The organism is Prochlorococcus sp. MIT2302 (genome assembly GCF_059772385.1).
Genome location: NZ_CM186285.1, coordinates 38,722 through 56,774 on the forward strand (window position 1 = coordinate 38,722; position 18,053 = coordinate 56,774).

Annotated in this window: 16 protein-coding genes; 10 read left to right on the forward strand and 6 right to left on the reverse strand. The window is 37.1% G+C overall.

Annotated features, from left to right (window positions below; translation table 11 throughout):
• Positions 1–31 precede the first annotated feature (31 nt).
• The 5 genes from AC6EI2_RS00185 to AC6EI2_RS00205 all read left to right on the forward strand — a co-directional run bounded on the left by AC6EI2_RS00185 (position 32) and on the right by AC6EI2_RS00205 (position 5,283).
• Positions 32–1,387: a YcjF family protein gene (locus tag AC6EI2_RS00185; protein WP_498462431.1), complete on the forward strand. Its 1,356-nt coding sequence runs from the start codon at positions 32–34 to the stop codon at positions 1,385–1,387.
• A gap of 74 nt (positions 1,388–1,461) precedes the next feature.
• A complete protein-coding gene (locus AC6EI2_RS00190; protein WP_498462432.1) occupies positions 1,462–2,433 on the forward strand; it encodes a metal ABC transporter substrate-binding protein in 972 nt (323 codons plus the stop codon).
• A complete protein-coding gene (locus tag AC6EI2_RS00195; protein WP_498462433.1) occupies positions 2,433–3,230 on the forward strand; it encodes a metal ABC transporter ATP-binding protein in 798 nt (265 codons plus the stop codon). The genes AC6EI2_RS00190 and AC6EI2_RS00195 overlap by 1 nt, the downstream gene beginning before the upstream one ends.
• Positions 3,223–4,095, forward strand: a complete 873-nt coding sequence (locus AC6EI2_RS00200; RefSeq protein WP_498462434.1) for a metal ABC transporter permease — start codon at positions 3,223–3,225, stop codon at positions 4,093–4,095. The genes AC6EI2_RS00195 and AC6EI2_RS00200 overlap by 8 nt, the downstream gene beginning before the upstream one ends.
• A 12-nt stretch (positions 4,096–4,107) precedes the next feature.
• A complete protein-coding gene (locus AC6EI2_RS00205; RefSeq protein WP_498462435.1) occupies positions 4,108–5,283 on the forward strand; it encodes a DUF4336 domain-containing protein in 1,176 nt (391 codons plus the stop codon).
• On the opposite strand, the gene AC6EI2_RS00210 is transcribed toward AC6EI2_RS00205, so the two are convergent.
• Both AC6EI2_RS00210 and lepB read right to left on the reverse strand, forming a co-directional pair.
• On the reverse strand, positions 5,284–5,628 hold the full coding sequence (locus AC6EI2_RS00210; RefSeq protein WP_498462436.1) for a DUF760 domain-containing protein: 345 nt from the start codon (positions 5,626–5,628) through the stop codon (positions 5,284–5,286).
• Between the two features lie 61 nt (positions 5,629–5,689).
• Positions 5,690–6,256, reverse strand: coding sequence for a signal peptidase I (gene lepB / locus AC6EI2_RS00215; protein WP_498462437.1), 567 nt, complete (start codon positions 6,254–6,256; stop codon positions 5,690–5,692).
• A 63-nt stretch (positions 6,257–6,319) separates the two neighbouring features.
• On the opposite strand from lepB, the gene menD reads away from it, so the two are divergent.
• Genes menD through AC6EI2_RS00235 form a run of 4 tightly spaced genes read left to right on the forward strand, consistent with a single transcriptional unit; the run spans position 6,320 to position 11,981 of the window.
• Positions 6,320–8,110 carry a 2-succinyl-5-enolpyruvyl-6-hydroxy-3-cyclohexene-1-carboxylic-acid synthase gene (menD, locus tag AC6EI2_RS00220; protein WP_498462438.1) on the forward strand — a complete coding sequence of 597 codons (1,791 nt, stop codon included), beginning with the start codon at positions 6,320–6,322 and terminating at the stop codon, positions 8,108–8,110.
• 17 nt (positions 8,111–8,127) lie between these two features.
• Complete coding sequence (menB, locus tag AC6EI2_RS00225) at positions 8,128–9,027, forward strand: 1,4-dihydroxy-2-naphthoyl-CoA synthase (protein ID WP_498462439.1); 900 nt, start codon at positions 8,128–8,130, stop codon at positions 9,025–9,027.
• 49 nt (positions 9,028–9,076) lie between these two features.
• Entirely contained in the window at positions 9,077–10,540 is a 1,464-nt protein-coding gene (glgA, locus tag AC6EI2_RS00230; RefSeq protein ID WP_498462440.1) for a glycogen synthase GlgA, read from the forward strand.
• Positions 10,541–10,583: 43 nt separating this feature from the next.
• A complete protein-coding gene (locus AC6EI2_RS00235; RefSeq protein ID WP_498462441.1) occupies positions 10,584–11,981 on the forward strand; it encodes a UDP-N-acetylmuramoyl-tripeptide--D-alanyl-D-alanine ligase in 1,398 nt (465 codons plus the stop codon).
• A gap of 14 nt (positions 11,982–11,995) precedes the next feature.
• Here the strand turns inward: AC6EI2_RS00235 and glmU are convergent, their stop codons facing one another.
• The 4 genes from glmU to AC6EI2_RS00255 are packed head-to-tail and all read right to left on the reverse strand — an operon-like array spanning position 11,996 to position 17,237.
• Positions 11,996–13,336 carry a bifunctional UDP-N-acetylglucosamine diphosphorylase/glucosamine-1-phosphate N-acetyltransferase GlmU gene (glmU, locus tag AC6EI2_RS00240; protein ID WP_498462442.1) on the reverse strand — a complete coding sequence of 447 codons (1,341 nt, stop codon included), beginning with the start codon at positions 13,334–13,336 and terminating at the stop codon, positions 11,996–11,998.
• Between the two features lie 37 nt (positions 13,337–13,373).
• A complete protein-coding gene (locus tag AC6EI2_RS00245; protein WP_498462443.1) occupies positions 13,374–14,270 on the reverse strand; it encodes an MnmC family methyltransferase in 897 nt (298 codons plus the stop codon).
• 12 nt (positions 14,271–14,282) lie between these two features.
• Positions 14,283–15,617 (reverse strand): 3-phosphoshikimate 1-carboxyvinyltransferase, encoded by a 1,335-nt coding sequence (gene aroA / locus AC6EI2_RS00250; protein WP_498462444.1) that lies wholly within the window; start codon positions 15,615–15,617, stop codon positions 14,283–14,285.
• A gap of 54 nt (positions 15,618–15,671) precedes the next feature.
• Positions 15,672–17,237 (reverse strand): UbiD family decarboxylase, encoded by a 1,566-nt coding sequence (locus tag AC6EI2_RS00255; RefSeq protein WP_498462445.1) that lies wholly within the window; start codon positions 17,235–17,237, stop codon positions 15,672–15,674.
• 64 nt (positions 17,238–17,301) lie between these two features.
• Here AC6EI2_RS00255 and AC6EI2_RS00260 point away from each other — a divergent pair, with 64 nt between their 5' ends.
• Positions 17,302–18,030 carry a 2-phosphosulfolactate phosphatase family protein gene (locus tag AC6EI2_RS00260; RefSeq protein WP_498462446.1) on the forward strand — a complete coding sequence of 243 codons (729 nt, stop codon included), beginning with the start codon at positions 17,302–17,304 and terminating at the stop codon, positions 18,028–18,030.
• The last annotated feature ends 23 nt before the right edge of the window (positions 18,031–18,053 follow it).

Here is an 18,053-nt window from a genome sequence, read left to right on the forward strand (position 1 = left end):
TTAGCTAAGAAGAAACTGTAATTATTGAAATATGGAAAATCATTCATTAACAAAATCGCCTTTTTCCTTGACTTCTTTTTCTATTCCTAAAATTAGTCTTTTTATTGGACTAACAATCACTGGTCAATGGGTTTTGAGTGATGTGGCCCACATACCTGGAGGTGGATTGGGTCTGCTATTAGGACTTGGTTTGATTTTTTATTTCTTAAAACCAGGGAAGGTTTCATTTGATGCTCCCTCCACTGTTCATGGATGGGTAAGAAGATGCTATGACGTTTTAGAGAATTTTGAGTACTTGCTTGAAGATGGGGAGCAAAGTGAAGTAAAAAAAGAAAGAATAAATTCCTTGCAAAAAATTATTGATAGAAGCGAAGATCAAAGCATTGGTTTCTTGAAAACAAAAGGCGTAAAATTACCTGATAAAGAGCAATTAGAAAAAGTTTTAGGAATAAATAATCAAATAAAAGTTTCTTTCCCACCAGCTCTTCCTGTAAGAGATCGAAATTGGATTTTGTCAGATTTAATCCAAGAGCAAGATTTTATTGTTTATTCTTTGGCACTTCCAATGAGCGCAGCTGATCTTTTGTGGATTAAAAATATCCCTTCAGATCAACCAGCATGGCTAATGGTTGCCAGTAAAGAATCTACTGATTGGTCTGACGAGAGAAATGCATTAGAGGCTCAATTACCCGACAGGTGGACAAACAGAGTACTGAAATGGGATGGATCTCAAACAGAAATGGCAACGGTTTTTTCTCCAATTAAGAAACTTCTTGAAAATCCAAAAAAGAATACAGACATTACTAAGCAAAGACTTTTGTCTCGATTGCATACTTCTTGGCAAAAAGATTTAGAAAAATTAAGAAGAGATAAATTCAAGGTTATTCAAGCAAGATCTCAGTGGATAGTTGCTGGTATCGTTTTTGCCTCCCCTGTCGCCTCAACTGATTTGCTTGCAGTTGCAGTGGTTAATGGCTTGATGATCAAAGAAATGTCGAAAATATGGTCATCCAAAATGAAGCCAGAATTACTTGAGGCAATCTCACGTCAACTAGCAATGGCTGCAATTGCTCAGGGAGTGGTCGAATGGAGTGGACAGTCCTTGTTGAGCTTGGCAAAGCTTGATGGCTCCTCTTGGGTGGCAGCTGGAACAATTCAGGCCTTGAGTGCTGCTTACTTAACAAGAGTAGTTGGAAGGTCGATGGCCGATTGGATGGCTCTCAATAATGGAGTCACTAAGCCTGATTTAGAGCTTATTAAACAACAAGCTCCTCAACTAGTATCAAAAGCTGCTGAGCTAGAAAGAGTCGATTGGGTGGCTTTTTTAAAGCAATCAAAAGAGTGGATAAAGTCTCAATCTAATAATTACAAAGTTAAATCAGTTTGATAGTTTAACTTTCTCTAAAGTGTATTTCTGATTTATAATTTGAAAAAATATAAATATTATCAAATTTTCAATACATGATTGATAAAAAAATAAAGACTTTTTCTGATTTGATTTACAAGAAAAATAAGTTTATCAGTTTCTTTATCTTACTTACTTTCAATATTTTATTCTTGACAGCATGTGAGAATAAAAAAACGTCTAAACCCAATTACGAAAAGCCTTATGTATTGACTACTTTTACAATTTTGGCAGATCTCGCAAGAAATGTCGCCGGGGATAGAATTTTAGTTGAATCAATTACAAAACCAGGAGCAGAAATTCATAGTTATCAATTTACACCCAGTGATATTGTTAAAACGAAAGGAGCAAATCTGATTATTCAAAATGGTTTAGGACTTGAAGCTTGGATTTCGAAATTCATGATGAGTGCGGGAGATATTCCTAAAGTCAAATTAACAGATGGAATGAAGCCATTTTTTATAGAAGAGGATGCTTATGCGGGGAAACCAAATCCACATGCTTGGATGTCACCCAAAAGAGCTATGACTTATGTAGATAACATAGCGGATGCTTTTACCAAGATCGATCCGAGCGGAGGTCTCGAATATAAATCGAACGCTACAACCTATAAATCTAAACTTGAGTCGCTTGATAAAGAGCTAAGAGATTCTTTATCCTTAATTCCTAAAGAGAGAAGATTTCTGGTGACATGTGAAGGAGCCTTTACTTATTTGGCCAGGGATTACGGAATGGAGGAGGGCTATTTGTGGCCCGTTAATTCTGAAAGTCAAGTAACCCCTAGACGCATGGTTAAGCTAATAAAAAAAATAAAAGAGAATAAGGTTCCAACAATTTTTTGTGAGAGTACTGTGAGTTCAAAAGCACAAATGGAAGTTGCAAAATCAAGTGGAGCTGTTTTTGGAGGTACCTTCTACGTCGATTCCCTCTCAGACTTAAATGGACCTGCTCCAACTTATGTAGATTTACTTAGGCACAATGTTGAATTGATTACTGAGGGTCTATCTCTATCCGGTGAGAAAAAATAATGAATCCAATTTTTAAAAGTAACGAGAAGGATTTTATGCGTATTGAGGCAGAACAAGTTTGCGTTGACTACAACGGTACAGTTGCTCTTTATGACGCAAGTTTGAGCTTAAAAGCAGGATCAATTTGTGGCCTTGTGGGGATGAATGGCGCAGGTAAATCAACTTTCTTCAAAGCCCTTATGGGTTTTATTAGGCCATCAAGGGGAAAAATAAGGATTAATGGAATCAAGGTTAATCAAGCACAGAAGGAGCAAACAGTTGCTTATGTTCCACAAAACGAAGGAATAGATTATTCATTTCCTGTAAGTGTTTGGGATGTCGTGATGATGGGGAGATATGGCTCGATGAATATTTTTCGAATACCTCGAGAGTCTGATAAAAGAGCAGTTCTACATGCTCTTGAAAGAGTTGATCTTTTGGATCTTATGGATAGACCAATTGGATCTTTATCTGGAGGACAACGCAAAAGAGCTTTTCTCGCAAGGGCAATTGCTCAACGGGCATCAGTACTTCTTTTAGATGAGCCTTTCTCTGGAGTTGATGTACCCACTGAAAAGCTTATGGCTGAGTTATTTCTTCAGTTTCGTCAAGAAGGACACACTATTTTGATATCTACTCATGATTTGAATCACGTCAGAGATTTTTGTGATTTTGTAGTACTAATAAATAAGACAGTACTTGCGTATGGAAAAACCTCGGAAGTCTTTACATCGGAGAACATTCAAAAAACATTTGGAGGAACGCCGCCAAATCCTTTATCAGGTCCGCAGTCGAATAAAGATTTTGTAAATGAATGAACTTTTGATATCCATCACGCCAACCAATTGGCTTTTGGATCCACTAGCTCATGACTTCATGAGAAGAGCGTTAATGGTCAGTGCCCTAGTTGGAGGTGTTTGCGGCCTCCTATCTTGTTACATGACCTTAAAAGGTTGGGCCTTAATGGGTGATGCTGTCTCTCATGCTGTTATGCCAGGAGTAGTGGTTGCGTATGCCTTAGGTCTTCCTTTCTCTTTAGGTGCGTTTGTTTTTGGTGTGGGTTCAGTTGCTCTTATTGGATTTGTTAAACAGAAATCTAGGATTAAAGAAGACACAGTGATAGGTCTTGTCTTTACTGGTTTTTTTGCATTAGGCATTGTATTAGTATCTAAAATAAAAAGTAATATTGACCTTATGCAGATTCTTTTTGGGAGTCCTTTAGGGATTTCTCGTTCAGATGTTAATCAGACTTTGATAATTTCCTTTATAGTCATAAGTATTTTGCTTATCTTTAGAAAAGATTTAATGTTGTATTGTTTTGATGCTAAGCACGCTCGTTCTATAGGAATAAATACAGGCATTCTTCATTATTTATTATTAACTTTATTATCTTTATCCGCAGTAGTAGGATTGCAAACTGTTGGTATTATTCTAGTAGTAGCAATGCTTATTACTCCTGGTGCAACGGCATATTTGTTGACCGATCGTTTTGACAGGATGACTTTATTAGCAGTAATTAGCAGCTCTTTCTCAAGCGTTTTAGGCGTTTATATTAGTTATTGGTCAGATATTGAAACAGGAGGATCTATTGTTTTAGTGCAAACATTAATCTTTCTAATTGCGTTCTTATTTGCTCCAAGATATGGAATATTTAAAAACCAATCTTTAATTAATACTGATTGATTTTTTACAATTATGAATAACATCTCTTCTGATCAAAAATGGAGTTGGTGGCCACTTTTACCGCTGTATCCTTACGGAAGAAAAAGAACATTATTCCGTGAATTAGTTCCTAACCAGATTTGGAGCTTTGAACAACTTCAGGGTATTTATTATGTTGCTGTCCCCGTGAGGTTATTAGTTGTAAGGGTAAAGAATGAATTGATGATAATTAATCCTCTTCCTCCTACAAAAGAATTGCTAAGGGATATAGATTTGCTTGAAAAAAAAATAGGACCTGTAAAAACAATTGTATTACCTACTGCTTCGGGCTTAGAGCATAAAATTGGTCTTCCAGCTTTAGCTAGAGCTTTTCCTAATGCAAAATTATGGGTATGTCCTGGACAATTCAGTTTTCCTTTTCAACTTCCTTTTGATTGGCTGGGAATTCCAACTGATAGAACAAATATTTTATTAGCAGATGGATCCCCTTATGCTGATGACTGTGAATGGATTTCGTTAGGCCCTATTGATATTGGACTTGCACGTTTTCAAGAAATTTGTTGCTTTCATAAGCCATCAAAATCTTTATTAGTCACTGATGCACTTGTAGGTATTGAAGAGACCCCTCCAAAGCTTTTTGATTTAGATCCTACCCCTTTGTTGTTTCATTCAAGAGAGAAAGGTTCTGAAGAGCTTATTGATACGCCAAGTGCAAGAAAAAAAGGATGGCTTCGTTTGGTCCTTTTTGCCTCTTACCTAAGACCTGAAAAATTGGAGATCCCCAAGATAAAAGAAATTTTTGGAAATTCTTTCAAGCGAAATTTAAGAAACAAAAGGGCACATTTTGGAATATATCCTTTTTCTTGGCAGAAAGGCTGGGAGTTGTCTGCAAAAAAACTTGTTGGGAAAAACATTCCTTTAATACAAATTGCTCCAGTAATAGAAAGACTGGTTTTTCCTAGAGCAAAAAAAGCTTTTATGATTTGGTTAAATAAAGTTGAATCTTTAAAAGGTATTTCATGGTTGATATCTGCTCATTACAGTGGGAAAGTTAGATTCTCAAGAAATGAAATAAAAGAGTTGAAAAATAAAATTAATCAATATCAATGGGCTAATAATGAGGGAGATTTTGAATTCTTAAGTTCGCTAGATCAATTTTTATTGAAAGTAGGCGTTGTACCTAAAGACCCTCTTAAAAAATTTCAGTGATTAAACTGTATCTGGGTCAACAGACATCTCTTCGTCTGATAAGAGTGTTTCCTCTAACTGTTTTCTTTGCTCCATTTGTCTTAAGAAATAGCCAGTCATCATGGCAGAAGCTAATAAACTTGCCAAATTGTCCTTGCTTGAAGTTACTTTTACCTCAAACTGCTCTCCAGGAAGCATTCCAAGTAAGCCTTGAACGTTGTGTCTTATAATTTCTTGGATTTCAGGGCTGGCAGATTTAGCAACTCTTTGAAGAACGTCTGCAGGTTGATCTTGTAAGTACTGTATTAGAGCGTTTGCCTCATGACCCTCATTATTGTCGGTAGCTAAAAATTCAGGATTAAACATCCAGCTTTTTCAATTAATTACACATTATCGCAAAAAGTACTCCGATAAAATTTAATTTAGGTTATGGGAACCGAATAGGTCCTATTTTTTTTAATGGCCAGTACCTTGCGAGTGCAGTACCTATGAGATTTTTTTCTGGGAGAGCTCCCCATATGTGTGAGTCTAGACTGTTATTTCGGTTGTCTCCTAACACCCAAAGTGAATAGTTAGGTACGTATATCGCCTTCATTTCATATTGGATAGGTTCTTGAATCCAAGGTTCATTGATTTCCTTTTCATTTCTATAGAGCTTTCCATTTGTAACTTCTATTTTGTCACCAGGTAATCCAACAACTCTTTTTATAAGCGCTGAGCCATCACTATATCCTGTCTCCGTAAGAATTTTCGGGGGTTTAAAAATAACAATAGTATTTAAATTTAGATGTTTATTCAGTTTATGATTAATTCTTGGAGTTATTTTTTCTACCAAAATTCGGTCCTGAATTTGTAAGGTTGGAATCATTGATCCAGAGGGGATCCACCTAGGTTCAACTGCTTGCCATCTTAATAAAAACGCAATTAATATCCAAACTAACAATCCTTTCCAACTATTTTGGTTCTTATCCTTTTTTGATCCTGTTGAGGTCATGAATTTTTTTGTTTTTAGTTTCTCGTTGGAAAGTAGTTTACAAAAATCTAAGTAGCTTTTCTTTTGGCAATTTCAATAGCACGTTACAACTTTTTTATTAGTTTAGAGCTCCTTAAAACTCTTGTAGCAAAGGGAGTGAAGTATTTTGTCCTTTGCCCTGGTAGTAGATCAGGCCCTCTTGCCTTGGCAGCAGCAAGTCTCTCTAAAAGAAAAGAATTGACTCTCATAACATCAGTTGATGAAAGGTCTGCGGCATTTCTTGCCTTGGGAATTAGTGCCGCAAGTGGAAAAGTAAGTGCTGTTGTTACAACTTCTGGTAGTGCTGTTGCAAATCTTTTGCCGGCTGCTGTTGAGGCAGATAGATCATGTCATCCTCTTTTATTTTTGACTGCAGATAGGCCTCTTCGTTTAAAAGAATGTGGAGCGAATCAAGCAGTTAATCAACAGGATTTTTTGAGACCTGTTTGTAGACATTTTGATGAATCTCCAAAAGAAGGAATACATTTGATTTCTAGGCAAAGACTTAACTCTCTAATAGAAAATGCATTCAAAATGTCTACCAATAAGCCTGGCCCAGTTCACATTAACCTTGCTTATGAAGAACCTTTGCATCCGTCCGAAATTGATCAGAAAAAAGTTCTTGATGGATGGGTTATTGAAGGATTTGTAGAGGATAAAGTTACTTCACAGAAGATAGTGGATGTTAAAAAATTTCCCTCTTTTGCATTACCAACTTTAGACCCGTTTTCTTTGGGAATAATTATTATTGGACCATGGAGAGGTAAAGAAGAACAACTTGTTTCCTTTAGGTGCGCACTAAAGAAATGGCAAAAATTAACTGGATGGCCAATTCTTGCTGACCCGCTTTCTGGTGTTGAAAATGATCAAGAGGGCTTAATAAATCACTGGGATCTTTTTTTCTCAACAGGTTTATGTGAAAAAATTAAAGATATTCAAGTTTTACGCTTGGGTCCAATACCACCAAGTAGACAATTACAAACTTGGCTTGAAAAACCTGGAAAAGTTCAACTACTCATTACTGAGGGAGATTCTCGAAACCTTGATCCAATAGGTGTATCAACTCAATTTAGTGAAGGTTTTTCTTATTGGGTTGATAAATTACTTCAGAGTATTCAGACAAAGTCACCAATAGATAAAAAAAATGTTAGCCAAAAGTTTACTAAAGAGCTTATAAAATATGATTTATTCATTCATGATTGGCTTGATAAAAGGTTATTCAGGAATGGGTTAATTACTGAACCAGCATTGGCGAGATTACTGCCTCGCTTGTTGCCAACTTCTATACCCGTGATGCTTGCTTCAAGTAGTCCCATAAGAGATTGGTTAAGTTATTCGGGAGAAGGGGCTTTCCTGAGAAGGTGCTTTGGATTTAGAGGGGCATCAGGAATTGATGGGACACTCTCAATGGGTATGGGATTATCGATAATAATGGGAAGAATGGTATTGGTAACAGGCGATTTAGCACTTCTTCATGATACAAATGGTTGGTTGTTCTCAAGGGATAAGAATATTAGTTTAATCGTAATCATGATTGATAATGGTGGTGGAGGAATATTTAATCAACTAAATATAGAAAAAATTCAAGAAGGAGATTTTGAAGAAATTTTTCTTATGCCTCAGCAAGTTTGTCATCTTACACTTGCTAAAGCCTATGGATTGAAATATAAACAAGTTGCTTGCTTGGATGATTTAGAACAAGCAATTGAATGGAGTTTTTCTTTGTCAACAAATGTATTAATAAGAGTTTGTACTAACTCTGTTGAAGACCATAAATTGAGAGTAAGTTTACGAGATGATCTAAAAAAAACATTATCTGAAATTATCAATTTTTGACTATTTTTATTCAAACAATGACTTTAGAACCTGCTACCCCTAAAAATATCTCTATCTCTAGAAGAGTTCTCCCTGGTGAAATTATTACCTCATGGAAAGCTGTTGGTGAATATAAAGATATCCTGTTAGACATTAGTCCTGAGGGAATTGCTCGCGTTGCGATAAATCGTCCTGACAAAAGAAATGCTTTTCGACCTCAAACAATTTCAGAACTTTGTGAAGCATTTATAAGAATAAGAGAAGATCCAAAAATAGGAGTGGTTTTATTCACAGGGGCAGGGCCTTCCAAAGATGGAAAGTTTGCTTTTTGTTCTGGCGGAGATCAGGCTATACGCGGAAGTGGAGGGTACCTCGGCGATGATGGAATCCCGCGTTTAAATGTTCTTGATTTGCAACGTATAATTAGGAGCCTTCCTAAAGTAGTTATTGCGCTTGTTCCTGGCTTCGCAATCGGGGGGGGACATGTTTTACATTTGATTTGTGACTTGAGTTTGGCTGCAGATAATGCAATATTCGGCCAAACAGGACCTAGAGTTGGAAGCTTTGACGCAGGGTTTGGTTCAAGTTACTTAGCAAGGGTTGTAGGTCAAAAGAAGGCTAGAGAAATTTGGTTTCTATGTAGGAAATATGGGGCGAAGGAAGCATTAGATATGGGGTTGATAAATTCCATTTCGCCAATTAATTTACTCGAGTCAGAAGGGGTTAAATGGGCTAGAGAAATACTTCAAAACAGTCCAACCGCTATAAAGTGTTTGAAATTTTCTTTTAATGCTGATACTGATGGATTAGCAGGTATCCAAGAGCTTGCTGGCCAGGCAACACATCTTTTTTATACTACTGATGAGTCAAAGGAGGGTAGAAATGCTTTTATGGAGAAGAGGGATCCTGATTTCTCCGAATCAAAATGGCTTCCATGATTTTATTTGGTTTATCCAAAGGATAAATCTTTCTTTTTTCATGAATTAAATGCGAATACTTTTTGCTGCTGCTGAATGCGCTCCAATGATAAAGGTTGGAGGTATGGGTGATGTTGTTGGTTCATTGCCTCCTGCGCTTAAAAAACTTGGACATGATGTTCGATTAATAATCCCAGGGTATGGAAAACTATGGGCTTTGATGGATATTGCCCCAGAACCTATTTTTCGGGCCAACACAATGGGTGTTGACTTCGCTGTTTTTGAAACAAGTCATCCCTCTAATGGGTTGCCAATTTATTTAGTTGGACACCCATGTTTTGATTCTGAGCGTATTTACGGAGGAGAAGATGAAGATTGGAGATTTACTTTTTTTGCCAGTGCAGTATCCGAATTTTCTTGGAATTCATGGAAACCACAAGTCCTCCATTGCCATGATTGGCATACTGGAATGATTCCAGTTTGGATGCATCAAGACCCTGAAATCAGCACGGTATTTACTATTCATAATCTCAAGTATCAAGGACCATGGAGATGGAAACTTGATCAGATAACTTGGTGCCCTTGGTATATGCATGGTGACCACACCATGGCATCAGCCATGTTGTATGCCGATAGGGTGAATGCGGTTTCTCCAACTTATTCAAGGGAAATAAGAACATCTGAATATGGAGAAAAATTAGAGGGACTTTTAAATTATATTTCTGGAAAATTACGTGGAATATTAAACGGAGTTGATTTAGATGAGTGGAATCCAGAAACGGATAATTCACTCCCAGCTAAATTTAGTGTAGATAATCTTTCTGGTAGAGCAATTAATAAAAAAGTCCTTCAAGAAAGAATGGGACTCGAAGTGAACCCAGATAAATATCTTATGGGAATGGTTGGCAGACTTGTTGATCAAAAAGGTATTGACCTTTTACTACAGGTGGCTAATAGGCTTCTTTCTTATACTGACTCTCAGGTCGTTGTTCTTGGCACAGGTGATCGATATTTAGAATCAGCTTTGTGGCAACTTGCAATTGAGTATCCCGGTCGTTTTTCTGTTTTTCTTACTTATGATGATGCATTATCACGGCTAATTTATGGAGGCGCTGATGCATTCCTAATGCCTAGTCGTTTTGAGCCGTGTGGAATTAGTCAATTGTTAGCTATGCGTTATGGTGCTATTCCGATCGTTAGAAAAGTAGGTGGTTTGGTTGATACAGTAGAGCCTTACAATCCGATGAACGAAACAGGTTCCGGATTTTGCTTTGATAGGTATGAACCAATTGACTTCTATACGGCATTAGTTCGTTCCTGGGAAGCATATAGGCATCAAAAAAGTTGGAAGGAGTTACAAGTTAGAGCAATGTCAAATAAATATAGTTGGGATAGATCGGCGAAAGAATATGAATTAATGTATAAAGATGTTTGTGGAATTAAGGAGCCTTCTCCAGATGCAGCAGAGGTTGAAAAGTTTTCTTATGGCCAAGAAGCTGATCCTTCAAGAAAAGGAAAAAAAATAAAATTATAGTAATTTTGAGGATTTAGATTATTTTTCTTCTGTTCATATTTGCATGCATATTACTTTTAAGGACTTAACAGAACTATGGGGGATGCCAGCTAATCAAAAAGAAACAGATCTTGATTTGCCAGTTGGTCGTATATCTACTGATTCGAGGACAACTGAAAAAGGTGATTTCTTTGTCCCTTTAGTAGGGACTTCATTTGATGGCCATGATTACTTAGATATGGCTTTTGATATTGGTATACAGGGAGCTGTAGTTTCAGAACAATTTCATGGTTTGATTCCAAATGACCTGCCTCACTGGGTAGTCCCAGATACTCTGTACGCCTATCAACAGATTGCATTGCTGCATCGAAGGAATTTAAATCTTCCTGTAGTTGCTGTTACTGGTTCTGTTGGTAAAACAACTACAAGAGAATTGATTAGGGCAATACTGTCTCCTCTTGGTGACATTGTTTCAAGCAGAGGAAATGAAAATAATGATGTAGGCGTTCCAAAAACACTGCTTAGAGGTTCTGCAACAGATGCTGCATTTGTTCTTGAAATGGGTATGCGTGGTTTCGGTCAAATTCAACGTCTGTCTCGTGCTTCTGAACCTGATATTGCTGTAATTACAAATATAGGACAAGCTCATATTGGTATTCTTGGAAGTAGAGAAAATATTGCAAAAGCGAAGTCGGAAATCACTTCAAGCCTAAGTCCTGATGGCGTTGTGATTATTCCTTTCGGTGACAAACTTTTAGAAAAATCTTTATTAGAAAAATGGTCAGGACGTATTGTTCGATTAGCAATAGAGGGCTTTTCTCTGAATTGGTTGGATAGTAATGATGATTATTTACATGTTCAAGATATTGAGCCAGATTATATTGCTCAAGTGGATATGCAAAATAATTTCATGCTTTTTGAAGGAAGTAAATTTAAATTGCCCCTTGAAGGAAGACACAATGCTATGAATTTTTTTATGGCATTGACCGTTGCAAGAGAATTAGGGCTATCGATAAAGAATCTTGATCAATTAAAATTAAATATGCCCATGGGAAGAAATAGCTTGGTTGATTGTGGTCAATATTTAGTTTTAGATGAGACTTATAATGCATCTCCTGAATCTGTTCTGGCTTCTTTAGAGTTATTAGTAAGCAAGCCTGGTAGACATTTTGCAGTTTTGGGTACGATGCTTGAACTGGGCTCTGAGAGTGCTTTACTTCATCAGAAAGTTCTTAAAAGAGCTATTGAATTAGGTCTTACGGGAATTGTTTTTGTCTCTTGTGATGAGGAAACTACTATGATAGAAAATACAATCAAAGAATTACCAAATCATAGTGTTGTTAGAACGCCAAGAGATGCCGCTAACTCACTATTATCGTGGCTTTTACCGGGAGACAATATTTTAATTAAAGGTAGTCGTAAGTTAGAATTGGAAAAAGTATTACCATTTTTACATCAATAATGTAGTTGTTGTGGTTAATTAGGCTTAGTTCTAATAATTGCTTTTGACCTTTCAACGACTAAGCTTTTATCAGGAACATCTTTGCTTATGGTTGATCCTGCACCTATGGTTACGTGTGATCCTATCTTGATTGGTGCAACTAGGACTGAATTAGCACCGGTTTTTGAATAATCATCAATAATTGTTTTATGTTTATTCTTGCCATCAAAATTAGCTGTAATAGTCCCTGCTCCAATATTAATATTCTTTCCAAGAGCTGAATCACCTAAATAGCTTAAATGATTGATTTTTGTTCCTTCACCAATCAAACTTTTTTTTATTTCTACAAAGTTCCCTATTTTAGAATTATCACTTATTTTTGATTCTGGCCTTATGTTAGCGAAAGGACCTATAGATGTATTGTTCCCAATCTTGGCTTCATTGATGCATGAGTGAATGGCTAAAACATTTTGCGCAAGTGTTGAATTTGTTATGACACTACCTGGTCCTAAATGACATCCATCGCCAATATTACATTTACCACGAAGATGTGTTTGTGGCTCAATAATTACGTCTGTACCAAAGGTCGTATCCTCGCTCAGCGAACAGCTAATAGGATCAATGAATGTAACTCCTTTTCTCATCCATGAGGATTTAAGTTTTTTTTGGATGAAGTGTTCGCATTCAGATAATTGAATTCTATCATTAATCCCCTTGATTTCAAATGGATTATCTACCTCAAAATGCAATGCTTTTTTCAGTAAACTTATTGTGTCAGTCAGGTATATTTCATTTTGACTGTTTTTGTTAGATAATGAGTTTAAAACATCTAATAATTCCCGCCAATTAAAACAATAAATACCCGCATTTATTAATTTATTTTTTCGCTGTTCATTAGTGCAATCTCTCTCTTCGATGATTCGTTTCACCAGTCCAGACTCATCTGTGAACACTCGCCCATATCCTTTTGGAGAGTCTAAATTTGCAGATAAAAAAGTTACACTCGCATTAGACTCTTTGTGAAATTTTAAGAGAGAACTTAGAGTTTTTTCTTTTAGCAGTGGAACATCGCCATTCAATACTAAAAGTTCTCCATTAAATCCTTCTAAACTAGGTCTTAATTGTTGGATCGCGTGTCCAGTACCATTTTGAGGTTGCTGCAGAACAAAATCTAACTCCTTATGATTTTTTAAGGAGTCCTCCACTAAGTTAGCCTGATGTCCTACAACTACTAACTTGTGGTTTGGCTTGAGCCCTTGAGTGCAAGACAAAACCCTATCAATAAGTGATTTCCCAGCTAAAGGGTGAAGAACTTTAGGCAGATTACTTTTCATTCGCGTACCTTTCCCAGCCGCTAAAATTGCGATGGCAAGCATTAGACTCCTTTTTTGAAGAAATCTAATCGCTTTATAACTATTGCGCAGTATTCCACCGTTTTCTCCATAAGGAAGTGCTTGTTAATTGACTTTTAGATTGTTCTATTTCTCTTGTTGAAATAATTTCTTTACAGCTTCCTTTCCCTGTTGGATCTCTATAAGGAATTGACGAACGAGTGGCAAGGTGTTCTATTTCCCTATTACTTAAGTCTTTAAACTGAAAATTTCCTGAAATATTATGTTGTTCTATTTTCCTTTTCATAGCAACTGTCCCTGAGCTCCATTTGTGTTTGTCATCGATTGAGGGAGCTATTGAATAGATTTTTAAACCAGCTCTTATGAAGCTCGCTCTAATGGAGGCAGCAGTTGAATATGTGATCAAGCGTCCTTTTGCAGATAACCTTTGGGTTAATAAAGAGATGAATTCCTCACTCCATAGCTCGGGACATTTTTGTGGAGAAAAAGGATCAAGAAGAATTAAATCAAACCTTAAAGAATCTCGTATTTCATAAATCTTTTGTCTTGCATCTCCCCAATGAATACGTCCTTCGCTAGAACCGTCAGTCCATTTACCTGATTTTTTTAGGCAATTAAAAAAATGCAATACTTTTGGAGACCAAATTCTCTGAAATTTTTTTTCATTAAGAGCAAGACTTAGAGGCCTTTGATCAATCTCGAGCCCATGCCATTCAGTCTGTATGTTACTTTGAAATAATTTTTCGAGAATACATCCAGTGTTATACCCCAATCCCAAGCAAACATCTAAAACAACTATCTTTTTTGTGGTGGAAAAATTTTCTAATTGAGATGGTAATAAATATTTGGCGATTGACTCTCTCAGCGCTCCGTCTTTATCATGAAACCCTTCTTCATAGTTCAAGCTATAAAGACTTAAACTACCATCTTTTGTCGTATGTAATTTAAAATCATTCAATTCTAAGAAATGCTAATTTTTTTGTTGAAGTCTCATAAGATCATTCCAAAAATCAGGGTATGAGATTGCTGCAGCGTCACTACGTCTTAATGTCGAATTAGAATTAGCCATTATCGATGCAATAGCTAGACTCATGGCAATACGGTGATCATCTTCGCTATCAAGCTCGCACCCTTTTAAATTATTCCCTCCATAAATAGTAAGCCCGTCTTGATGTTCATCTATTTTTGCTCCCATTCTTTGTAATTGCCCGGCCATTACTGCTAAACGATCAGTCTCTTTGACTCTCAATTCACTTGCTCCTTTGATTTGACTAATACCGTTACAAAAACATGCTGCTACAGATAATATAGGTATTTCGTCTACTAGTCGAGGCATTATCTCTCCATCAATTTTAAATGGTTTCAAGTTTTCTTTATAGTAAACTTCAATGTCTCCTACAGGTTCACCGGCAACATCTCTTTTGTTTATTACATTGATATTTGCTCCCATTGTTTCTAATACGTCAAGTATTCCAGTTCTTGTTGGATTTAGACCAACATTTTCAATGACTAATTCTGATCCGGGTACGATGCTAGCTGCAACCAGCCAAAACGCGGCAGAGCTAATATCACCTGGAACTATAATTGATTGACCTTTTAGATCTTTCCCCGGAAAAACAGTTATATGTCTACCCATTTCACCACCTACTTCTAGATTGGCTCCAAAGGCTTTTAACATTCTTTCGCTATGATCTCTTGATCTGGCAGGTTCAATAACAGTAGTTGAACCTTCTGCATTAAGAGCAGCAAGTAGGATTGCAGATTTTATCTGAGCACTTGCTACTGGAGTGCCAATTACGGCACCTCTTAATTTCCTTCCAATAATTGATAGAGGAGCGAGGTCTCCACCACGTCTTCCAGAAATATTGGCTCCCATCATTTTTAACGGTTGTCCTACCCTTTTCATTGGCCTGTTTCGGAGCGATTTATCTCCTGTAAGAATGAAATGATGATTTTCTTGGCCAGCTAATAATCCCATTATTAATCTCATGGTTGTTCCTGAGTTTCCACAATTCAAAATATCTTGTGGTTCTTTAAAACCATTTAATCCAACACCATTGACTTCAACAATTTCTCCTTTTTTAATTTGAGTAATATTTACACCCATTGACCTCAAGCATTCAGCGGTGCTGATGGGATCTTCTGCAGGTAATAGGCCCTCAATTATTGTTTTCCCTTTAGCAATAGCACCAAATAAAAGAGCACGATGTGATATGGATTTATCTCCAGGCACTTTTACTTTCCCAAAGAGTTCCCCTCCTCTCTGAAGATTTCTTGAAGACTGATCTTTCGTGGGAACTTTCAATTAAAAAATTATCAATATTCTTTATTTTATTTATCGATATGCTTAATTTCCTGTTTATGAATTGTTTATTTGTTTTTGACGCATTAGTTCATCGATGACGTAACCAAATAATTCAGGACTGGGTTGGGTGTTTTCTATCTCGGATAATCCTAGCTCCGCCCATCTTTCATCAACTTTGTCTTCAAGTTCTTTCGGTCTTGTTAATGGTTTGCCCCACTCATGATTTTTTTCTGGCCCAATCTTTGTCGTTGCATCAATTGCTAATCTTCCTCCTAGGCCAATGTTCTCACTTGCGAAGTCAAGGGAATCAAAAGGAGTATTTTCGAGAATGAATAAATCTCTTTGAGGATCCACCTGACTGGATAAGACCCAAACAACTTGTCTAGGATCTCTTACATTAATAGTTGAGTCGACAACAACGACAAATTTTGTATAAGTGAATTGGGGTAATGCACTCCAAAAAGCCATTGCAGCTCTTTTAGCTTGTCCTGGATACGCCTTATCAATTGAGATAACGGCTAATTTATAACTCAAGGCTTCCATTGGGAGGAAGAAATCAACAATTTCAGGGATTTGTTGCTTAAGTATTGGTGTATAAATTCGATTTAAGGCTATTGCCAGCATCGCCTCTTCTTTTGGAGGCCTACCACTGAACGTTGTTAAAAATATTGGTTTTTTTCTTTGGGTCATGCAGTGGAATCTTATTAAGGGTGAAGACTCAGCTCCTCCATAGAATCCCATATGGTCCCCAAAAGGACCATCTATCATTTCTTCTCCAGGAGATATTGATCCTTCTAAAACTATCTCACTGTGACTTGGTACCTGAAGATCGATGGTTTTGCATTTCGTTAATCGAACACCCTCTCCTGCATATAAACCCGCAAAAAGCCATTCACTAAGCTGCACTGGAATTGGAGTGGCTGCAGCCATAACAAGAAGTGGATGTACTCCAATAGCAACTGCAACTTCTAGTTTCTTGTTCATGGCAGCAGCTTTGCGAAGATGCCTGGCTCCTCCTCTTACACTTAACCAATGAACTGTCATGCTCTTACCTGATTGTCTTTGGAGCCGGTAAACGCCAACGTTAGGGACGCCTGTCTCAGGATCTTTGGTTATGACCAGGCCCAATGTAATAGCTCCTCCTGCATCCTCAGGCCATGGTCGTAAAAGTGGTAAATGATTTAGATCCAAATCTTTTTCACCTATGACTTTTTGATGACATGGTGGTAAGAGATCAATATCAGGACGTGCTTTGAGTAGATCCCAAGCAACTGAGGCAAAAGCTTTGGTTTCTTTAAATCCTTTTGGAGGCTTTGGCTGTTGAAGAAGTGCTAATTTTTTTCCTAAATCCTCCAATTCTTCTTGCTTTTCTAATCCCATACTCCATACAACACGCTCCATCGTCCCAAGTAGATTGACAGCAACAGGCATTGATGAACCTTTTACGTTTTCAAAAAGAAGAGCAGGTCCTCCCATCCCCAGGACTCGATCACTTATTGCCGCTATTTCCAAATCACTATCAACTTCACTGCTTATTCTCTTTAATTGACCTTTGCTTTCCAAAAGAGAGAGAAAATCTCTGATGTCACGTGTAAGAGGTTCTTGACGAAATAATTTCATGAAGGTCTGCACGATTAATCTAATTATCTAGTTACTGTGACGCAAGTTCTCAGCGTTCGTGGAAATGAAACTTTCTTATTTTTTTGTAGCAGCAGATGTGCCAAGTGGAATTATCCCTGAATCTTCTGTAGTAATCGATGTGCTCAGAGCAACAACAACAATTGCATGGGCTCTAGAGAATGGTGCTGATTCAGTACAAGTATTTGCAGATGTTGATGAACTTAAAAATGAGGCAAAGTCTTTCTCGGAAAAGGATAAAATTCTTGTAGGCGAGAGAGGAGGAAAAAAATTAGAGGGGTTTGACTTGGGAAATTCTCCATTGGGAGTTTCAACTGAAAATGTAAAAGGAAAAAGAGTTTTTATGAGCACTACTAATGGAACAAGATCACTTCATCGTGTTAGGGAATCCAAAAGTTTGTACACAATGGCACTTCCGAACAGAAAAGCTATTGCTGAAAGATTGAAAAGTGACAATCCAAATGAAGTTTGGATTGTGGGTAGTGGATGGGAAGGCTCTTACTCTCTTGAAGATTCCTTAGCCGCCGGAGCTTTAGCCTCTCTTTTAATCGATCAATTAGAGTCCGTACAAGTATTGAATGATGAACTAATGGCCTCTATCGCATTGTGGAAAACTTGGGAGAGTGATGTTGAAGGATGTTTACGTATTGCAAGTCATGGACAAAGACTTGCAGGAATAGGTAATCATGATGATGATTTCGCTTGTTGTGCTTCTTTGGACAATCTTTCTGTTATTCCAAAACAGACTGAGATGGGCGTACTTCGCTCAAACTAACTTTTAAATTATTTTTTTTTAAC